This is a genomic window from Synechococcus sp. PCC 7335 (assembly GCF_000155595.1).
In the GTDB taxonomy this organism is placed as follows: Bacteria; Cyanobacteriota; Cyanobacteriia; order Phormidesmidales; family Phormidesmidaceae; genus Phormidesmis.
The window spans coordinates 3,511,355-3,530,346 of sequence record NZ_DS989904.1 but is presented as its reverse complement, the minus strand read 5'-3'; the positions used below and the strand labels follow the sequence as shown (position 1 = coordinate 3,530,346).

Here is an 18,992-nt window from a genome sequence, read left to right as displayed (position 1 = left end):
GTTTGAGAACCCAACAACATTAGAAAACAACAGACGCAACAAGAGGCCAGTTGGTTGACGTCTTCGTAGGAAAGCTTTTATGGCTTTTGCATCAACATAATCACTAACTTGGTCTAAAAGTTGCAAGGCTAAGTTGTGATAAGACACAAACCTACCGCTGATTGAAGCAGCTCAATAAAGCACCCACGAACATAGTTAAGAGATATACATGCGGACTGTAACAAGGATGCATTAGCAGATAGCTTTTGGGCACTTTGCTGACCACACCTAGAAAGGTTACATCCCCTGTTCTATAGCGCTGTCATAGCCTAGTCCGTAGGCTTTACCTTCTCGAAGCGTATGCACCCACGCTCCACGCTTTGCTATATCTTTCACTTGAATATCTAGCATTTTTATCTACTCTAATTGACCAATCGGATTGAGAGGACGGTTTTGGTTTACGGCAATCCGCCAAAAACTTTAGTGCGTGCCTGTGGTTGAATAGCCTTACAGTATAAACAAGCAGGAGTGTTAGCTTGGTTGAGTCTATTGAGGCCATAACAAGAACCTATTGACAAGGATTCAAGGGGATGGAGCTGCCTATGGTCTGGTCATTTGTCATACAGCTCATACAACATAGAAGTATCTCTAATTGCAGACAGCATCGCTTAAGAAGACAATGGAACGGGTTAAGGAGATGGACAGTTCGGCTTTTCTAGAGACTATCAATATCCTTTTACTCGAAGATAACGCTGCCGATGTAGAGCTGCTATCAGCTCTGATGCTTGAAAGCGATCTTGATTGTACTATTGCTGTTGTTGATACGTACGAGGCTTTTTTTTCTACCCTCAACACCCAGCCAATTGATATTGTTTTGGCAGACTATTCCCTACCTACGTTTGATGGGTTGAGCGCAATTGGATTTGTCGAAGATGGTTTTCCAGATATTCCTTGTATTGTGGTATCAGGGGTTCTAGGTGAAGATCTTGCTGTAGAGGCGCTAAAAGGCGGCGCAGCTGATTATGTTTTAAAAGATAACTTAGCTCGTCTGGTGCCTGCTGTTAAAAGAGCGCTGCGAGAGCAACGGGAAAGGAAAGCCCTGCTTCAGGCTACCGCCGATTTACAAGAGAGTGAGATTCGGTTTCGAACCTCTGTCGAAACAATGGCGGACTGTTTTATAATACTTTCCTCGGTACGAGATTCTGAAGGCTTTATCCAAGACTTTACCGTGAGTTATTTAAACGCAGCGGCGTGCAAAGCTCTCTCAGTTTCGCAAGAAAAGCAACTAGGTAAGTCGGTCTATACAGTCATTCCAGCGTTTAAAGCTACGGCTAGAGAAGATTCTGAAGGGTTAGAAGATCTGGATCTTTTTCTGGTGTTTTGCGGGGTGATAGAAACGGGCTATCCTTTTACGGGTGAGCTTTTTGTAAATTCGTGTCAGTCTTCTGAACAGCCTGTTGTTGTGGCGATTCAAATCGTAAAGCTTGATAATCAGCTAGTGGTGACCTGGCGCGATATCACGCAGAAGAAACAAGACGAACGGCGATATCTACAGCTATTAGCAGCGGCTGAATCTGCTTGCAACCAGCTAGAGCGAGCTAACCAGTTCAAAGATAACTTACTAGGAAGCCTATCGAATGAACTCCGTTCTCCTTTGTCGACCATTATGGGTTGGCTAGAAATCTCAAGCGATTGCTTAGATGATAAAGCGCTAGTAGCAAGAGCGATTCAGACCAGCTACCGCAATGCCGAGGTGCTAGATCAACTAATTGAGGATCTTTTAGATGTTTCTAGGATGCCACACAGTGGCTTTCAATGTCGTCTCGAACCGCTATCGATTGATAGCTTGGTTTGCTTAGTCTTGGAGGTAGTCGATGCGATCGCTCCTGCCGCTCGCAACAAAGATATTGAGATTGTTCTACCCGAGGTTGTCGCAGATGATGTAGAAGACTCATTACTGGGCGATGCGTCTAGGCTCAAGCAAGTCTTTCGCAATCTGCTTTCAAATGCGCTTAAGTTCACCCCTGCTGGTGGTCGAATCACTATCAGTTTTGAGCGATTATCAGATTCGATAGTTGTGTTAGTGCAAGATACGGGTATCGGTATTGCTTCAGAAGAGATACCACATCTATTCGAGCGATTCTGGCAAGGAGAGCATACTTTATCTACTGCCTCTGTTCATAGCGCCTATGCTGGTTTAGGGCTCGGACTTTCAATTGTCAGACATATTGTTTTGGCGCATGGTGGCCAGGTGAGCGCTGATAGTGCCGGACCTGGGCAGGGTAGCAGCTTTAGAGTAGAGCTACCGCTTGCTTCACAAAAGCTCCTATCAAATACTGCTCCTTCAAAAGCATCGTCTACTCCAATTTTAGCTACAGATGCTTTGAAGGGCTGCCGGGTGCTGATTGTTGAGGATTATCCGGATGGGCTAGAGGTCTATACCTCTATGTTAGAAGCCTACGGTGCTACAGTCGTGGGCACGCGATCTGCTGATGCTGCCCTTGAAAATTTTCAAGCATTTCAGCCTCATGTACTTGTCAGTGATTTGGTCTTGCCTGGTAAGAGTGGCTACGAACTGATTCGGGAGATCCGGGCTTTACCAGCCAATGCTGGGGGGAGTGTGCCGGCGATCGCGCTAACTGCGCTATCAGAACCCCCTTATCGCACTCGGGCACTATTAGCTGGGTTTCAGCAACACATTGCTAAACCGATAGAGCTAGAAGAAATGGTCGCAGTTGTTTCAAACCTGTATCGGTCTACGTCCGAGTAGACCTCTGCGTTATGTATATTCAATGTGTACATTCAAACATATCCAAACTATATCTGAAGAATTTAACTTAACTGTCTATTTGGGCGCTGAGAACGCTCGGAATCGATCTACGGTAGTGTACTGACCTTTCGCTACCCATCTTGATGCAGGTTGGGTACCTGCCGTACTCATGAAGATCGCCTCTCGAATCAGCCGAGTCAATCCTTCTATGACCCTCGCTATCTCTGCGAAGGCGAAGGCTATGAAGGCCGATGGATTAGATATTTGTAGCTTCAGCGCTGGAGAACCTGATTTCGATACCCCTTTGCACATCCGAGCGGCGGCTAAAGCGGCTCTAGATCAAGGGAAGACCCGCTACGGCCCGGCTTCAGGAGAGCCAGCCTTAAGAAGCGCGATCGCCCAAAAGTTGCGACAAGACAACCAACTTGCCTACGAAGCTAAAAACATTGTGGTCACCAATGGTGGGAAGCACTCGCTCTACAATTTGATTATGGCGCTAATTGAGCCGGGCGATGAGGTAATTATTCCTGCGCCATTTTGGGTCAGCTATCCAGAAATGGTGAAGCTAGCAGGCGGTGTTCCTATAATCGTCGAAACCACTGCTAAGACCGACTACAAGCTGAGCGCTGAACAGCTAAAAGCATCAATCACCCCGAAAACGCGGCTGTTTATCTTAAATTCCCCCTCTAACCCGACAGGGATGGTGTACAGCCCGGCTGAGCTACAGGCACTGGCTGATGTAATCGTCGAAGCAGATATTCTGGTTGTCTCTGATGAGATCTATGAAAAAATTCTCTATGAGGGCGCCGAACATGTCAGCATTGGCAGTTTGAATTCGGAGATTTTTCAGCGCACGATTATTAGCAATGGGTTTGCTAAAGCCTACGCGATGACTGGCTGGCGACTGGGCTATTTAGCGGCGCCTGAGGAAGTTGTCCAGGCGGTGAATACCCTTCAAAGTCATAGTACGTCGAATGTGTGTACGTTTGCTCAGTATGGTGCGATCGCGGCACTAACGGGTCCCCAGGACGATTTAATGACGATGCGTCAAGCTTTCAGCCAAAGGCGGCTCGCTATCATGAATTTGGTTGCCAATATCGATGGGCTAAGCTACATAGAACCCAAAGGTGCCTTTTATCTATTCGTAGACATTAGCCAAACGGGGTTAGGATCTATCGAGTTTTGCGAAAAGCTTTTGGCACAGAAGCAAGTGGCTGCTATCCCCGGCATCGCGTTTGGGGCGGAAGGCACTATTCGAATCTCCTACGCTACTGACCTAGACACGATTGAGCGCGGGATAGATAGACTAAACGGGTTTGTCAAGGCGTATGCTTAGGACTATTCATCTTGCTTTAGAGTCTGACTCGGGGCTGTTGTAGTTTCTAGGTATTTGCAGTGATTCGACCGATTGAGCCTAATGATAGGGACGGTTTAATTGCTTTGGTCAAAGCGATTGAGTTATTCGAACCAGATGAAGTCGCTGATATCGCCCACATGCTATCTGAGCATTTCAGCAGCAATTCCAAGCATAGGGACCTGTGGCTTACAGATGAAAAGAACGGCGATTTCGTTAGTATTGCCTATGTTGCACCGGAGCGAATGACTGAAGGCACATGGAATCTATATCTAATTGCCGTTCATCCTGAACATCGCAGACAGGGATGCGGTGCTGCTTTGTTGAATTACATTGAACAGACTCTAGCCAGGCTGAAGGCACGCATATTGTTGGTAGAGACAATGGCTTTAGACGAGTTCGGTTATGTCCGTAGATTCTATCAGGATAATGGCTTTGAAGAAGAAGCTAGAATCCGAGAGTTTTATGCAGCCGGAGCCGATAAGATTATCTTTTGGAAGGCGTTAGCTTGAATTGAAAGAAAACTCGAGCCAAAAGTAAAATGAGAAGTGACAACTCTCAATACATTATTCATAACTACAACATAGAGAGATTTATAGAACCCATTTGAGATCTTCTATGAGATGCGCGACTATGGGATAAGTTGTCTAAGCTATGCACTATGGGCTACTCCAGCAATCTGACTGATGCCGAATGGGAGATCCTCGAACCGCTGTTGCCGGAAGTCTTGCCATTAAAGAAGAAAACGAAGCCGCTCAAGTGGAGCTATCGAGCGCTGATTGATGGCATGCTGTACCAGCTTAAGAACGGCTGCAACTGGGAAGACCTACCCAAAGATCTCCCTCCATACTCCACGGTGTTCTGGCACTACAACCAGTGGCGCAAAGCGGATTGCTTTGAACAACTGATGACAGTACTTCATGAACAGGTGCGCGAACAAGTCAAAAAAAAGCGCAGTGGACCACCCTAATGCTAGGTGACTCACAGGTGGTGAAGAATACCTGCAACGCAAGCGTCGCCTCGAAAGGGTTTTGCTTTTATAAAGCCACAAATGGGATTAAACGACATCTTGTGGTTGATACGCTAGGCTTTCCCTTCTTCACGCTATGTACGCCAGCGAACGTCTCAGACGATATGGGCTTATTGATGTTGTTGACCATCAACCTCGACTACTTCAGAGCGAAGCCAGTCAACATCCCAAAGATTACGTTCTTGCTAGATCACGGCTATCACGTAGATAAGCTGGCGACAACGCTGGAAGCAGTGTATCCAGGCATCATGCGCAAGATTCGGTTTGAGCTAGCACCCAAGCCATCGAAGGCAGAGAAAGCAGCGCAGGGAAAGGCTGGGTTTGTGCCGATTGCAGTGCGGTGGGTGATTGAACGGTCCAACAGTTGGATGGAGAGGTGCAAGAGTTTGACCAAGAACTTTGCCAGAACGCTGGATAACGCCAAAGCGCAGATGGACTTTTGCTTTGCCAGGCTGATGCTCAAGCGGCTTGCAGCCGAGGCGTAAGATCTCAAATGGCTTCTATAGAAAGTAGTCAGCTAACAAGAAAGGAGCTTAAACAGTATCAAGAGCTGAGAAACTAAAGATTTTACTTGAGTACTCTGTCTAACCGGTTTGTTAGAATGCTGACCTGTTGAGAAAAGCTTATCGCAAGAAAATTTCATGATTGTTTGCATTCCTGACTTACTCGCAAGTGAAGAGCTGGATCATCTAGAAAAAGCATTATCTGTTGCTGAATTTGCAGACGGAAGGCTAACGGCAGGATGGCACGCCAAACTTGTCAAACAAAATCAACAGCTCACCAAAACACCAGATACAGATGCACTAAAAGACTTGGTGCGTAAAGCACTGCAGCGAAACCAACTTTTTCAGGCGGTTGCTAGACCCAGGGCTATTCATTCACTGCTGATCAGTCGCTACCAAGAAGGAATGTCGTATGGGCGGCATGTAGATAATGCGTTAATGAAAGCAGGTGGCTTTTTACGTTCGGATCTCTCCTTTACAATCTTCCTTAATAGCCCCGATACCTACGAGGGGGGAGAACTGGTGATCGAAGGCGCAGATAGCGAAACTCCCTACAAGCTAGCAGCAGGGAGTGCAATTGTCTATCCTTCGACTAGCCTACACCGAGTAGATCCGGTGACAAGCGGTGAGCGATTAGTCGTCGTAGGCTGGGTTCAAAGCTTGATTCGCCAGGCTGAAAAGCGGGAGATTTTGTTTGATCTAGTGACAGCACAGCGATCTTTATTTGCTAAAGAGGGAAAGACCGATGAATTTGACCTGCTTTCTAAAAGCATTGCCAACTTGCTGCGAATGTGGGCTGAGTAGGAAGTTGGCTGATGCTGATAGTCTCAAACTTTACGTTTAATTCGAAACTTCCCTAAAAGCAACAGTTTCCAAGAATTACATCTAGGAATTGCAGTTTGATAAAAAGCTATAACAAGCATAGAGTCATAACGAGTATGACTTTATGCGAGTCCGATTGAAAGCTGGATTGATGTACCAGGAGGTACTAAGAGCGAGCATCCTCACACTTTGTAATATTGTCGGATAAGTACAAATGCAGAGGATGGTAATTAAGTTAACAACATAGTGGTCGGCTGCGTGGTATTTTCCGGTATCGGCAAAAACATATGTAGTGATTTTGATCAACGTGCGTTCAAGGGTATTCGGGACTGTCTGCGCTCTATAGGAGTGTTTAACAGGCCTGGTTCGATCACATGAGAAAAACTAGAGTGGGAATTTAATATGAATCGAAAGGGATGGTATGTGCCTGCGATCAATCGCAGGTTTCAAAGTTCATTTCAGCGGTTGACTCGACTCTCGGCTAGGTGGTTTGACAAAGGCACAGATGGCTGGGCGATGCTGCCGATGCTGTTGCTTTTGATGGCGATCGCCGCACCGGCTGCGATCGCACAAGAAGCTAGCGAATCGACATCTATGGCAGACAGCATCCTACAACCCATTGTTGATTTTCTAGCGACCTTGTTGTTCTTTCCGATCGGCGGCGAGAACGGCTTTCCATTTATTGTGCTGTGGTTGTTTGTCGGGGCAACTTTCTTCACGCTGCGGATGGGATTTATCAATATTCGCGGACTAAAACACGCAATTGACGTAGTCCAAGGCAAATTTGACGATGATGAAGATGATGGAGAAGTCTCTCATTTTCAGGCTCTGGCAACGGCGGTGTCCGGAACGGTAGGCTTAGGAAATATTGCCGGGGTGGCGATCGCCATACAGCTCGGAGGTCCGGGCGCGATGTTCTGGCTGACGATTGCTGGATTTTGCGGCATGGTCAGTAAGTTTGTGGAATGTACTTTGGCGGTCAAGTATCGTCGTCGTTTACCAGATGGGACGATCTTAGGCGGCCCAATGTACTACCTCACCAAAGGACTAGAGGGTCGGGGTCTGCGGCCATTTGGGAAAGGACTCGCTGTTCTCTTTAGCATTCTCTGCGTAGGCGGCAGCTTGGGCGGAGCGAATATGTTTCAGTCTAACCAAGCATATGCCGCAATTTCTGGCCTGTTTCCGGCGCTACCGGCTTGGCTATTCGGCTTAATTCTAGCGGCACTATCTGCGTTTGTAATTATTGGAGGCATTAAGCGCATCGGCTCTGTTGCAGAGAAGCTAGTGCCCGCCATGGCCGCAATATACATAGTGGCCTGTTTGATTGTGATTATCGCCAACATTGCTCAGGTTCCTAGTGCGATCGGCACTATTGTCTCCGAAGCCTTTGTACCTAGAGCAGCTGTAGGGGGTTTCATCGGTGTGATGGTGCAGGGTATTCGACGAAGCTCTTTCTCAAACGAGGCAGGGGTGGGTACAGCAGCGATCGCGCACTCTGCTGTCAGAACAGATGAGCCGGTTAGAGAAGGGCTTGTTTCTTTGTTGGAGCCTTTGATCGACACTGTAATTGTATGTAACCTTACGGCACTTGCAATTGTTATAACCGGTGTTTATTTGGATACGGGCGAAGAGCTCAGCGGTGTGGCGATGACAGCCAACGCTTTTGGTTCTGTGGTCGGCTGGTTCCCAACGGTGTTGAGTGTTGCGGTTTGTCTGTTTGCCTTTTCCACGATTATCTCCTGGAGCTACTATGGAATTCAGGCTTGGACTTACCTATTTGGCGAGCGAAGCACCTTGCTGTTCAAGATTATCTACGTATTTTGTACGTTCTTAGGCTGTCTCACTAGCTTGGGTCTAATTATAGACTTTAGCGATTTGATGCTGCTAGGTATGGCATTTCCTAATTTGTTAGGATGCTACATTCTCTCAAATGAGGTAGCAGGCGATCTAAAAGACTATTGGTCTCGGTTGACATCTGGCCAGATGCTGACGGTTGAGTCATAGTTTGCTTAAGGCGAGACAGGTTAGCTAGTTACTAAGTGCCTAGCTAAGTGCCTAGTTGCTTAGTTGGTTTCTTTGGTGCTGATTGCGCTGCTGGCTAATCCACTGCTGACGCTCTTGCGGCGATCGAACAGTATACTCACCATAGAACTGACTGAATCTCCAGAACCACTGTAGGCTCCGGATTGCCCAGGGCTTGCGGTGGTTTTGTTGCGCAAAGGGCTGACGAGACGTGTTTAAAATCATTGGGAGTACCTTGAATGAAGATACTCCCAATGTAGCTAGACCGGTTAGAAACCACAAAAGGCTCAACAGATAGCGCCTATGCAAAAAGTCGATAAGCTTAGGTGGTAGCGGTAGTAGCTTTCTTCTGCTGCTTTAGAACCAAAACAGGGCAGTGGGCAAAGCGAACTACTCTTTCTGCAATTGAACCCATAAAGAATCGAGAGATGCCCGTTCTGCCGCGTGAGGGCATGACAATTAAGTCTATATTTCGATACTCTGCGTAATCAATAATCTCGGCGGTTGGATCGCCGTTTCTCACCTCGAAGACAAGCCCTTCATACTCGCTCTTGGGAAATTTTTCCTCAAACAGCGCCAGTATAGTTTGTGTCCGTTTCTCAGTGTCGACTGATTCCCAAACAACACCTGGCTCTGTAGCCTCTAGAGGCTTTAGCACATGCACAATGTAGAGTTGGGTATTGGCATCGGCGAAGGCGTTAGTTTCTTTGATCGCCTGTATGGACTTTTCAGAAAAATCGGTAGGGACTAAGATACGGTCTTTAGAAAATAAAACCATCAGAACAAACCGTTAGCGATTACAAGTATCGGCAAATACATAGGAGTAATCTCAATATAGCAGGCGCTATTCTACAGGGATTTACTAAAGAGTACTAGATTATAGACAGGCTAAGCCTAGAAAAGCATACAATCGTTACGATACTGGCATGACAAACAAAAAGAGTCAAAAAGAGTTAGAAGTGACTCAACCAACATAGACTAACTTCCTAACCCCAGAGATAAAAAGCTTTTTCCACTAGCTGTTACCTACGAATTTTGTAGAGAGAGCCTACGAACTAAACAAGCGTTCTAAATGTTCTCTCACCCAGTTGACCGGATTAATATTGTACTCCTCAGGGTTGATCAAACCCATCGCGCTGAGCTGTCGGCCTTGCTGGAGCAGCTCGTGCTCATGACGTCCCATTTCTTCAACAATCACGTTGTACAGATAGGGCTGATCGTGCAATAGCTTCTTGAATCCTTGCGGGCTTAGTCTTAGCATAGTGGTCTCTTCGTTCGCTTTGACCGTTACCGTACGCGGAATCCCTAGCATTAGTGAGAATTCACCCACAAACTGTCCAGCTTTAATCGTGGTCGTTTGCTGGGTTTTTGCAAAGGTGTAGCTGACTGCGCCTGATAAGATGATGTAGAAAGCATCGCCAGGATCGCCCTCTCGGTAGATGGTCTCCATCGGCTCTAGCCGTATCCGGCGGCCAATCTCTACTAGCTTACGTAGCTCTAAGTCAGTCGAGTTTTGAAAGTAAGGCAGTTGTCTAAGCAAGTCTTTCACCGCTACTGGCTTAGCGAATGCATCTAAATTACTTTCGCGGGGTTGTTGCAATTCAGCGTGTTGGGGATAGTCACTGGGATCGGAGTTAATCACCACATTAGGATTACGATTCCAGACATCAATTCGTGGCGATGCAAAGCGAATCCCGTGCTGCCTGAAGTTTTGACGGATAATAAAGTTCAATGAGCTTTCCACCTTGAATTTTTGATCAATTTGATCTGTCCAGGCCCACAGTTTGAAATCTAGTGAATTGGGACCAATGCTGGTGAAATATACCTCTGGTGTTTGCTCTGTCGAGACAGTTTCTTCTAAATATGCCGAATCCATTAAGACCTCAATGACTAATAGCGGATCGCTCTCATGAGCTACGCTGATCGGAATAGAAACCCAGCCTTTGGTGTTTGAGTATGTCCAGTTGATGATTCGATTGCTGACAAGATCGCTGTTGGGTACGACGATATGCCTGTCATTGATGGTGCGAACAATTGTGGAGCGAAGTGAAATCTCTGTAATGTGACCAAGCAGATCATCGATTTCGATAAAGTCTCCTACCTTTAGCTTTTGTTCAACGAGTAAGGTCAGCCCGCTAATAAAGTTTTTGGTAATTTCTTGTAAGCCAAATCCGATACCAATACCCAGGCTACCAGCGACAACAGCGAGTGAAGCGATGTTGATGCCAGTGGTTTGTAGCATGGCTAGACAGAAGATCGCGCCAGCAGTGTAAGCGGTGATCGCCGCGACCGATTCGCGAGTGCCTTGTCTCAATCCTAGGTGCTTTAGCAACCGCAGCGAGAGAAACCGCCTTAGCCCCCAAGAGACGATGAATGTAATGAAAACAATCAACAGGAACTGAGCAATAGCACTCAAAGAAAGCGCTGAATTCCCTAGCTGGAAGAAAGGCGAGTCTAGCACCGACTGGATCTGCTCGAAAAAATTGAACATCAGCCAGTATAGGTCCTCTACAGGGCCATAGCGTGATGTAAGCTGGCAAAATAGCTATCTATCATAGGTATAATCATTGAATCTAACCTTACTTGGATATCCTTTTTGGGTATCTAAGCTTTTTGACGCGCCTTTTGGCGAAGTTCAAGGCAAAGGGCTACCAAAAGACTATTCATGACGTCACTAAGACGTGTGCTCGAAAACCTAAGATACTACGCTTGGCTAACTCTAGGAGCAACCCTTAGTGTGCTGCTGCTTACAGTCGCTAATGCACTGACGCCGCAGCTATTTCGTCGAGGAATTGACCAGGGAATTGCCGCGCAAGATCTGTCGGTTGTGCTGGTGACGGGCGCTCTGATGGTGGGTGTGGCGATCGCCCGCGGTCTATTCAATTTTGGCCAAAGCTACTGGAGTGAGGCCGTATCCCAGGGCGTTGCCTATCGACTCCGATCTCAGGTTTTTCGCAAAATTGAAACGCTGAGCTTTAGCTACCACGATCAGGCGCAAACCTCCCAGCTACTCACTCGCATCACCAGCGATATCGAACAGATTCGCACGTTTGTCGGAACGAGCTTGATTCAGGTCATTAGCTCAGTGGTGACGCTAGTTACCATCGCCACAATTCTACTGGTGATGAACTGGCGTTTAGCGCTGATCACACTAGCGGTGATTCCCTTGGCTGGAGCGCTGCTGTTTCGCTTCTTTGGGCAAAATCAGCCTTTGTTTGATCAGGTGCAAGAACGGCTAGGCGATCTAAACGACGTACTGCGTGAGAATTTGCTAGGCGTGCGGGTGGTTAAAGCGTTTGCGCGCGAATCGGTAGAACAGACACGCTATACCCAGATGAACGCCCAGCTAGTGGCAGTCTATATCAAAACGCTAGGGGCGATTCGCAATACGTTTCCGTTCATCTTTCTGCTGAGTAATTTGATTACGCTAGCGGTGGTGGGCTATGGCGGTTCGCAGGTGATTGATGGCGCGTTCACAATCGGAGAGCTGGTTGCGTTTAATGCCTATCTGTTGTTTATTTTACAGCCGGTTTTGCTAATTGGCTTCGCCGCGCCGGTGATTGCTCAGGCGGCGGCCTCGGCTGAGCGGGTGTATGAGATTGTCGATACATCAATTGAAATCACCAATCGCCCAAACGCGGTGCCCTTCACTAAGTGCGGCGGTCGAATTACCTTCGAAAACGTTTGGTTTCGCTATCCAGGAGCAACTAAACCTGCACTACAAAGTGTTTCTTTTGAGACTCGGCCCAATGAGCTGATTGCCATTCTAGGAATGACAGGATCGGGCAAGAGTACGGTGGTGAATCTGCTGCAGCGGTTTTACGACGTAACTAAGGGAGCCGTGCGAATTGACGGGCGCGATGTGCGAGATTTTGATTTAGAGAGTTTGCGATCACGTATCGGCATTGTCTTTCAAGAAACCACCTTGTTTTCTGGAACACTGAAAGAAAATATTGCCTATGCCAAACCAGATGCATCGCTTGATGAGGTGATTGAAGTGGCCAAGCTAGCTCACATTCACGAATTTATTCAAGGGTTGTCTGAAGGCTACGACACCATTGTGGGTGAGCGCGGCGTGGGGCTATCTGGGGGACAAAAGCAGAGAATTGCGATCGCTCGCACGCTGCTAACTGACTACAGCATTCTGATCCTAGACGACAGCACTTCGGCAGTCGATGCTCAAACCGCTGCCCAGATTCAAGCAGATTTAGACGCAATCATCAAAGCCCGCACCTGTAATGCTTTCGTTATTGCTCAGCGGATCAGCACGATTCAAACTGCCGACCGGATCCTTTTAATTGATAATGGCAAACTTGCTGCCTGCGGTACCCATGAACAGCTAATGCGAACCAGTCCTTTGTACGGTGCGATCCTAGAATCGCAAGTCAGTGAGTGATTTGTCCATGAATACAGTTCCTGATGCTCCTGGTCAAACCAACAACCAGTCAGTTCAACAGCTATCTACATTTCGTCGCCTGCTGAGCTATCTAAAGCCCTATCGGCAAGAGCTGCCGATTGCGATTGGTGCTGTCTGCATTGGCGCCTTTACCCAGGCTATCGGTCCGTTTCTAATCGGCTGGTCGATCGACAATCTGATTCGCCCTGGCAATTTGTCTGGGCTACTGAGGATGGTGATGGGTCTGGCTTTTATTTATGGGATCGGTACGATGGCGATCCGCGTCCAAATCTTTCGGGTGGGCACCATTGTTCAAAATGTGCTGGCTCAGATCCGCCAAGACATTTTCACTAAGATTCAAAGTCTTTCGATCGGCTATTTCGACAAGAGCGAAGCGGGCGATCTGATGAGCCGATTGCTCAATGATGTGAGCGTGATCGATCAGGCGTTCGGTCGCAGCATCCCGCAGATTCTGGGCAATACCTTTAGTTTGATTGGCATCATCATTGCGATGTTTTTAATCAACTTTCAGCTAGGTTTGCTCAGCAATCTAGTGGTACCCATCATGATCTTTACAACTCGCCTATTCTCACGCTGGGCTAGGGCTAGATTCAGGGTCACCCGCGAGACGATCGGCGATCTCTCAGCCCGGATTGAAGAAGATGTCAGCAGCGTTAAAGAAGCTCAGGCCTTTAACCGAGTAGATTACAACATCGACGCTTTTGAAGCGCTTAATGCAGCGAACCGAGATGCCAACATTCAAGCGGTGGCGGTGACCGCAGCGTTTCTACCCTCGATCGATTTTCTCAATACATTAGCTACAGCCGCGGTGCTGGCCTATGGTGGCTATTTAGCGGTCACGGGCGCGGCAACCGTGGGCACGGTGACTGCATTTTTGCTCTATGTTCAACAGTTTTTCAGGCCAATTCAGATTTTGAGTCAATTCTACACTCAGGCTCAAAGTGCGATCGCCGGTTTAGAGCGGGTGTTCTTCTTACTCGACGAGCCCGAACTGTTGCATGATGCTCCTGATGCGACTGAACTGCCGCCTATTACTGGCGAAGTCGAGTTCGATCGAGTCACCTTTGGCTATGTACCAGGCCAGACCATTCTGGACAGAGTGTCTTTATTCGCTCAACCAGGCCAGATGATTGCGCTAGTCGGTCCTACAGGAGCGGGTAAAAGTACGATTATCAATCTGATTTTGCGCTTTTATGACGTAACGGGTGGGGCGGTAAAAATTGATGGAATAGATGTACGCCAGGTATCTCAGGCCAGCTTGCGCCGTCAGATTGGCTATGTCCTACAAGACAACATTCTGTTTAGCGGCACGGTCGCCGAGAATATTGCCTTTGGCCACCCTACTGCCGAACAATCCGATATCGAAGCGGCTGCGCGAGTCGCTAATATTCACGATTTCATCACGCAGCTACCGCAAGGCTATGCCACCGTACTGGGATCTCAGGGAGCGACGTTGAGCCAAGGCCAGCGGCAGCTCATTAGTATTGCTAGAGCGGTGTTGATTGACCCACGTATTTTGATCTTAGATGAAGCGACTAGCAGTATCGATACGCAAACAGAAGGACTGGTACAAGAGGCGATCGCCTCACTACTCCAAAATCGTACTAGCTTTGTGATCGCCCATCGCCTTAGTACGGTTACCCAAGCTGATCAGGTGCTCGTCATTCAGCAAGGTCATATCGTTGAACAGGGCACGCATCAACAGCTCATTGATCAAGGCGGCGAGTATGCCAAACTCTACGCTCTACAACTTGGTGGGCAAGAACTTGGTGGTCAAATGAGTACCGCCGATTCGATACTCTACCCCACGTCGCCATAAGTAAGCTCTCTGTTTGGACGAGATGGAGCAGCAATGAAGTATCCTCTTTCCCCATCGAACTTGAAATTAGGATTGCTCACAAAGCAGGACTGTTCACAAAGGTATAGAGACGTGTTCCTAGCGTAAGTTCATCCCTGCCACTAATACCTGTCTAGAGAAAGCGATGACGGGACTAGCTTGATCGGCTCTGGCCTCTCCATATTAAGCAGTCTCAAGGCGCTTTGAAGGGCCTGATGACAGGTTGGCGTAAAGTTCTGCTCCGGTAGAACAGCTTGTAGTCTAAATCGCCGCAGTCGCTCAATGACTTGACCTTTTGCACCTACGATAAAGATTTTCCCTCGATGTCGACTCTGAGCTGCTCTGATTTCAGAGTCGATATTGAAAGAAGCTGTCACGCCTAGCAATGGCACCTGGCTAAAATCTAGAATCAAAACATCGTAGTTTTTACTCATGTAGTGAGCGATGGTTCTGGCGGCGCCAAAGCTCATAGGGCCACTCATCTGGATCAAAAGAATGCGATCGCTCGCTCGTTCAAGCATCTGTCGTTCGTCCGGGGTCAGCATTACCTGGGGATCTTCATCAGGATGGGTAATTGCTCGGACCTGTTTAGATTGAATATGACTAAGCCGATGAATCGTTAGCATATTGGCGACAAAGGCACCGGCTACCACCGCTGTAATCAAGTCTACAAAGACTGTCAGGAACAGTACGCCGTAGGTGACCAAGGCAGCTCGCATAGAAACTTGAGCTACTCGCCACAAAAATCCCCAGTCGATAATCTTGATCCCTACTTTGATTAAGATTCCAGCTAAAACTGCATGCGGAATTTGAGAAGTTATGCCACCGGCCCACAGCACAATGCACAGCAGGACTAAGGCATGGAACATTCCAGATAGCGGCGATCGCCCCCCAGCTTGCACGTTGATTACCGTCCGCATTGTTGCCCCTGCGCCTGGTAATCCTCCAAAGAGTCCAGACATCAAATTGCCAATACCCTGACCGATGAGCTCTTGTTCAGAGTCGTGGCGAGTGTGGGTAATATTGTCGGCGACTAGAGAAGTCAATAGGGAGTCAATTGCGCCTAGAATTGCCAGCATTAGTCCATAGCCAACGATATCCTCAAGCTGGTTGAAGCTTAGCCGTGGCCACTGCAAAGTGGGAAATCCCTGTGGAATATCTCCAATACGAGGAATATCGCTGGTAGGAAACATGAGCACCGCTAAGCTAGTGCAGACAATCAGTGCGACCAGTGGTGAGGGCACGATGCGCCCTAGTTTGCCGCGCCAGCCGAATACGATGACAAGGGTTAATAGCCCTAGACCAGTAGCGACGGGATTGGGATTAGCTAAGGCCTGAGGGAGTTGCTGCAGCGCAGTAACCACGCCACTCTGCGCTGGATATCCAATCAGGGGTGCGATCTGTAGCGCGATGATGATCGCTCCAATCCCAGACATGAAGCCAGAGATGACAGTGTAGGGCATTAGGGTAATGAACTGTCCTAGCCGTAATACCCCGAACAAGATTTGGAAGAGACCACTTAGTATCACCGCAGTGAAGGCCATAGCGAAACCATTCTCAGGGTTTGCCGCAATTAGCTTAGTGAAGACAGTTGCCATCACTACAGTCATCGGCCCTGTTGGGCCAGTTACCTGAGAAGGGGTGCCGCCGAATAGCGCCGCAAAAAAACCGGTGAACACAGCCCCATAAAGCCCTGCGGTAGCGCCTGCTCCCGAGGCTACGCCAAAAGCCAACGCCAGCGGGAGCGCTACAATTGCAGCGGTTAGCCCTCCGAACAGGTCTCCTCGTACATTGTTAAAGAGGTTGTCGATCTGTAAACGACGAGCTAGTTGCACAAAAGATACCTCAACTAATCGTCCGCTATCAGCCTACAGAAACGGTAATTCAAAACTCAGTTTCGTGTGAGGCTATAGAAGCGATGCTTTCACTTTCTATCAGACAAAACTGAGTTCAATTGGTTCTGTGCTACAAACTACACTTTAACTGAGCTTAACACCGATCTTTCTATTGTTTTTTAACACCTGCTAATGTCTGTATCTATGAGGTAGGCAGCACCCGCTTATTAATCACGCCGTGTACTCCCCAGTTACCATCCACTACTTGCGTAACGCCAAAGTCTACTGCTACTGACATGAGCGAAATTGCCTCGTCCTCAGACAAACCCTGTGTTGTCATCAAAAAGTGACGCATCTTGCGAAAGGCATCGCGCATTGCACCGTCTACAGAAGAGTTCTCAAAGATAGCAGACTGAGCATTTTCTCCTAGTTCGGTGAGATAGTCAGCATAGCTAAAGCCATGTACTACATACTCACTGTCGGTTTCTAGGAGAGGATAGTCGAGTTCATCAAGAATTGTTCCGCCTAAATCCGCTTGCTTATGAACAACAACTCTAATCGTGCCAGTCAAAGAAGTCTCTATCGCTGTTCCTGCTAGCTCTGAGTCACCTTGCGCTGCGTGGGGATCGCCTAATGACAGCAATCCACCTTCGACCGCCACCGGGTAATACATGGTGGCACCCTTGCCAATTCGCCAGTTGTCGATGTTGCCACCAAAATAGCTAGGAGGAATAGAATTAACCAGGTCAGCAGTTCTAGGTGCTAGGCCGATCGTGCCAAAGTGGGTGCGAACCGGAATCCTCACACCTTCTAGCACATCGAAGTTAGGGTCAATGGTGCTGTGATCTACCGGCACCCCTGGGTAGTCGATTGTTTCATGAACAACGCCGTCAGGATCGATCTGTGGGGTCCAGCGATAGCTATATAGTGCGTTTGCCCAGTCTTCCTCGCTGGTCGTGTCCATTTCGTAGATAGTAATGACCTCACGCGGTTTAGGATCTTCGATTAGATCTTGATAGTGATATCCCCACCAAGCTGCTGCATTACTACCAAAAGTTTTTCCTTCGTGCTCGGGATTAGCGCTAGGCCGAAGGGCTACGTCTAGAATTTGTACCTCTAAGACATCTCCTGGTTCAGCTTCATTGACGTAGATGGGGCCAGTCAGGATGTGCACACCATAGCCCGCACCTGCTCCTACCTCAGCGTCCATCGGGCCTGCTCCCCGTCGATCGACGCCCTTAGCCTCTGAACTCCAAGCGAACACACTTTGCGCGCCTGCATCACCTTCTACCATACGAGCAGCGTCATCATTGGCATGATGTGTCAAAGTTTCTACGCTGATAATGTCGCCGGAATCTACAGTGAGCTTGGGTGATAACGATTGACTAAAGTAGCCCCAGTGAACTGTGTCTGCGTTAGCGGGCAGAAGATGTTTTTGAGGCGTTGCTGCAAATACTTTCCCCTCACCCAAGAGGCTGTAGTCAGAGAACAAACTACTAAGACTAAAGGCAAACGCTATTCCTAGACCTAGCAGTCCATATACCCAACGCCGCGATAAATTCCAGTTCATTGCCTACTCCTCACTCATCACAAAATAGCTGGGGCCATCGTAGGAGGAGCGTTGACGGGTATTTGTATTATTTTATACACTAACTTTATATGACAAGAAACGTAATCTAGTCGTTTCGCTAAAATCGATCTATCGAAAACTATTGGAAATAAGCTCTACCAAAAAGGCCCAACAAAAACTTGTTGGGCTTAGATTTAGGAATCGATGTAGTAGAAGTAGTGAGATTTGAGGAAGAGAGGCGTAAGGTCACTTACTTGCTGCTGGAGCGGTCCAGCACAAGTTGACGCTGGTCAATCAAGGATACTGATGACAAGCTGGCCTTGTTGCGACGATCCATTCCTTCAAGGCGTTGGGCCTGAACGCTATAGCCTTCTTTAAGGTCGTAACCTTTGTTGCGACGATCCATTCCTTCAAGGCGTCGAGTTTGAACGCTAGTGTCTTTACCCGACTGATAGCCTTTGTTGCGATTAGCTAGAGCCCCGATACGTAGCTGATGCAGATTGGGCTCCTTGCTGACGCCTTCGGCGGCCTCAGCCATTGAAGAAACTGCGAAAGTAGACAATAGAACAGCGAATCCGGAAAGTACAAGACGTTGCATGGAATTTACCTCGAATATGTGATTTTTAGATTTGAGCGAAGGTTCTCTCGCTTTCTTGTTTTGAATATAGAAATCAATCGGGAGGAAACCGAGAGTAGAAAAGAGAAGTAATCGAGAACAAAAGCGGTTTGAGACTATTCAAAATGTTTGTCGTGAAAAGCTTAAATGCTATAAGCTGAAAGACTATGGATAAGTTAGCTGAGTGAATGGTTCAAGTAGACGAGCTAGCTAAGTAAAAGAGTTAGATAGGTAGGG

15 protein-coding genes are annotated in these 18,992 nt (G+C 47.8%); 9 read left to right on the top strand and 6 right to left on the bottom strand.

The annotated features are described in order from the left end of the window. Positions 1-658: 658 nt before the first annotated feature. From S7335_RS26055 to S7335_RS14970, 7 genes are all read left to right on the top strand, one after another. Positions 659-2,749, top strand: a complete 2,091-nt coding sequence (locus S7335_RS26055) for a response regulator (protein ID WP_006455449.1) — start codon at positions 659-661, stop codon at positions 2,747-2,749. Positions 2,750-2,918: 169 nt separating this feature from the next. Beyond that, positions 2,919-4,085, top strand: a complete 1,167-nt coding sequence (locus S7335_RS14995) for a pyridoxal phosphate-dependent aminotransferase (RefSeq protein WP_006454250.1) — start codon at positions 2,919-2,921, stop codon at positions 4,083-4,085. Between the two features lie 59 nt (positions 4,086-4,144). Next, a complete protein-coding gene (locus tag S7335_RS14990; RefSeq protein ID WP_006456000.1) occupies positions 4,145-4,615 on the top strand; it encodes a GNAT family N-acetyltransferase in 471 nt (156 codons plus the stop codon). 149 nt (positions 4,616-4,764) lie between these two features. Further along, positions 4,765-5,073, top strand: coding sequence for a transposase (locus tag S7335_RS14985; RefSeq protein WP_006455379.1), 309 nt, complete (start codon positions 4,765-4,767; stop codon positions 5,071-5,073). Next, positions 5,073-5,618 (top strand): transposase, encoded by a 546-nt coding sequence (locus S7335_RS14980; RefSeq protein ID WP_006454369.1) that lies wholly within the window; start codon positions 5,073-5,075, stop codon positions 5,616-5,618. The genes S7335_RS14985 and S7335_RS14980 overlap by 1 nt, the downstream gene beginning before the upstream one ends. A gap of 156 nt (positions 5,619-5,774) precedes the next feature. Continuing rightward, positions 5,775-6,440, top strand: a complete 666-nt coding sequence (locus tag S7335_RS14975) for a Fe2+-dependent dioxygenase (protein WP_006456037.1) — start codon at positions 5,775-5,777, stop codon at positions 6,438-6,440. A 420-nt stretch (positions 6,441-6,860) separates the two neighbouring features. Continuing rightward, a complete protein-coding gene (locus tag S7335_RS14970; protein WP_006454209.1) occupies positions 6,861-8,462 on the top strand; it encodes a sodium:alanine symporter family protein in 1,602 nt (533 codons plus the stop codon). Between the two features lie 51 nt (positions 8,463-8,513). Here S7335_RS14970 and S7335_RS14965 read toward each other — a convergent pair whose 3' ends face one another. The 3 genes from S7335_RS14965 to S7335_RS14955 form a co-directional block, all read right to left on the bottom strand. Next, positions 8,514-8,705 carry a hypothetical protein gene (locus S7335_RS14965; protein WP_006456854.1) on the bottom strand — a complete coding sequence of 64 codons (192 nt, stop codon included), beginning with the start codon at positions 8,703-8,705 and terminating at the stop codon, positions 8,514-8,516. A 97-nt stretch (positions 8,706-8,802) separates the two neighbouring features. Beyond that, on the bottom strand, positions 8,803-9,258 hold the full coding sequence (locus S7335_RS14960) for a universal stress protein (RefSeq protein WP_006454742.1): 456 nt from the start codon (positions 9,256-9,258) through the stop codon (positions 8,803-8,805). 270 nt (positions 9,259-9,528) lie between these two features. Continuing rightward, positions 9,529-10,971: a mechanosensitive ion channel domain-containing protein gene (locus tag S7335_RS14955; protein WP_006457321.1), complete on the bottom strand. Its 1,443-nt coding sequence runs from the start codon at positions 10,969-10,971 to the stop codon at positions 9,529-9,531. 174 nt (positions 10,972-11,145) lie between these two features. On the opposite strand from S7335_RS14955, the gene S7335_RS14950 reads away from it, so the two are divergent. Both S7335_RS14950 and S7335_RS14945 read left to right on the top strand, forming a co-directional pair. Further along, positions 11,146-12,876, top strand: a complete 1,731-nt coding sequence (locus tag S7335_RS14950; protein ID WP_038016310.1) for an ABC transporter ATP-binding protein — start codon at positions 11,146-11,148, stop codon at positions 12,874-12,876. A gap of 7 nt (positions 12,877-12,883) precedes the next feature. Further along, complete coding sequence (locus S7335_RS14945) at positions 12,884-14,716, top strand: ABC transporter ATP-binding protein (RefSeq protein WP_006453755.1); 1,833 nt, start codon at positions 12,884-12,886, stop codon at positions 14,714-14,716. A gap of 140 nt (positions 14,717-14,856) precedes the next feature. Here the strand turns inward: S7335_RS14945 and S7335_RS14940 are convergent, their stop codons facing one another. The 3 genes from S7335_RS14940 to S7335_RS14930 form a co-directional block, all read right to left on the bottom strand. Then, positions 14,857-16,569 carry a SulP family inorganic anion transporter gene (locus S7335_RS14940; RefSeq protein ID WP_006455661.1) on the bottom strand — a complete coding sequence of 571 codons (1,713 nt, stop codon included), beginning with the start codon at positions 16,567-16,569 and terminating at the stop codon, positions 14,857-14,859. A gap of 202 nt (positions 16,570-16,771) precedes the next feature. Beyond that, positions 16,772-18,139, bottom strand: coding sequence for an acetamidase/formamidase family protein (locus S7335_RS14935; protein WP_006457337.1), 1,368 nt, complete (start codon positions 18,137-18,139; stop codon positions 16,772-16,774). A gap of 250 nt (positions 18,140-18,389) precedes the next feature. Beyond that, a complete protein-coding gene (locus tag S7335_RS14930; protein WP_038016308.1) occupies positions 18,390-18,737 on the bottom strand; it encodes a hypothetical protein in 348 nt (115 codons plus the stop codon). Positions 18,738-18,992 lie beyond the last annotated feature (255 nt).

Coding starts and splice junctions, on each gene's coding strand:
- S7335_RS14955 (WP_006457321.1), bottom strand. CDS start 10,971: ATGTTCAATTTTTTCGAGCAGATCCAGTCGGTGCTAGACTCGCCTTTC.
- S7335_RS14950 (WP_038016310.1), top strand. CDS start 11,146: ATGACGTCACTAAGACGTGTGCTCGAAAACCTAAGATACTACGCTTGG.
- S7335_RS14945 (WP_006453755.1), top strand. CDS start 12,884: ATGAATACAGTTCCTGATGCTCCTGGTCAAACCAACAACCAGTCAGTT.
- S7335_RS14935 (WP_006457337.1), bottom strand. CDS start 18,139: ATGAACTGGAATTTATCGCGGCGTTGGGTATATGGACTGCTAGGTCTA.
- S7335_RS14995 (WP_006454250.1), top strand. CDS start 2,919: ATGAAGATCGCCTCTCGAATCAGCCGAGTCAATCCTTCTATGACCCTC.
- S7335_RS14970 (WP_006454209.1), top strand. CDS start 6,861: ATGAATCGAAAGGGATGGTATGTGCCTGCGATCAATCGCAGGTTTCAA.
- S7335_RS14985 (WP_006455379.1), top strand. CDS start 4,765: ATGGGCTACTCCAGCAATCTGACTGATGCCGAATGGGAGATCCTCGAA.
- S7335_RS14960 (WP_006454742.1), bottom strand. CDS start 9,258: ATGGTTTTATTTTCTAAAGACCGTATCTTAGTCCCTACCGATTTTTCT.
- S7335_RS14965 (WP_006456854.1), bottom strand. CDS start 8,705: ATGATTTTAAACACGTCTCGTCAGCCCTTTGCGCAACAAAACCACCGC.
- S7335_RS14975 (WP_006456037.1), top strand. CDS start 5,775: ATGATTGTTTGCATTCCTGACTTACTCGCAAGTGAAGAGCTGGATCAT.
- S7335_RS14930 (WP_038016308.1), bottom strand. CDS start 18,737: ATGCAACGTCTTGTACTTTCCGGATTCGCTGTTCTATTGTCTACTTTC.
- S7335_RS26055 (WP_006455449.1), top strand. CDS start 659: ATGGAACGGGTTAAGGAGATGGACAGTTCGGCTTTTCTAGAGACTATC.
- S7335_RS14980 (WP_006454369.1), top strand. CDS start 5,073: ATGCTAGGTGACTCACAGGTGGTGAAGAATACCTGCAACGCAAGCGTC.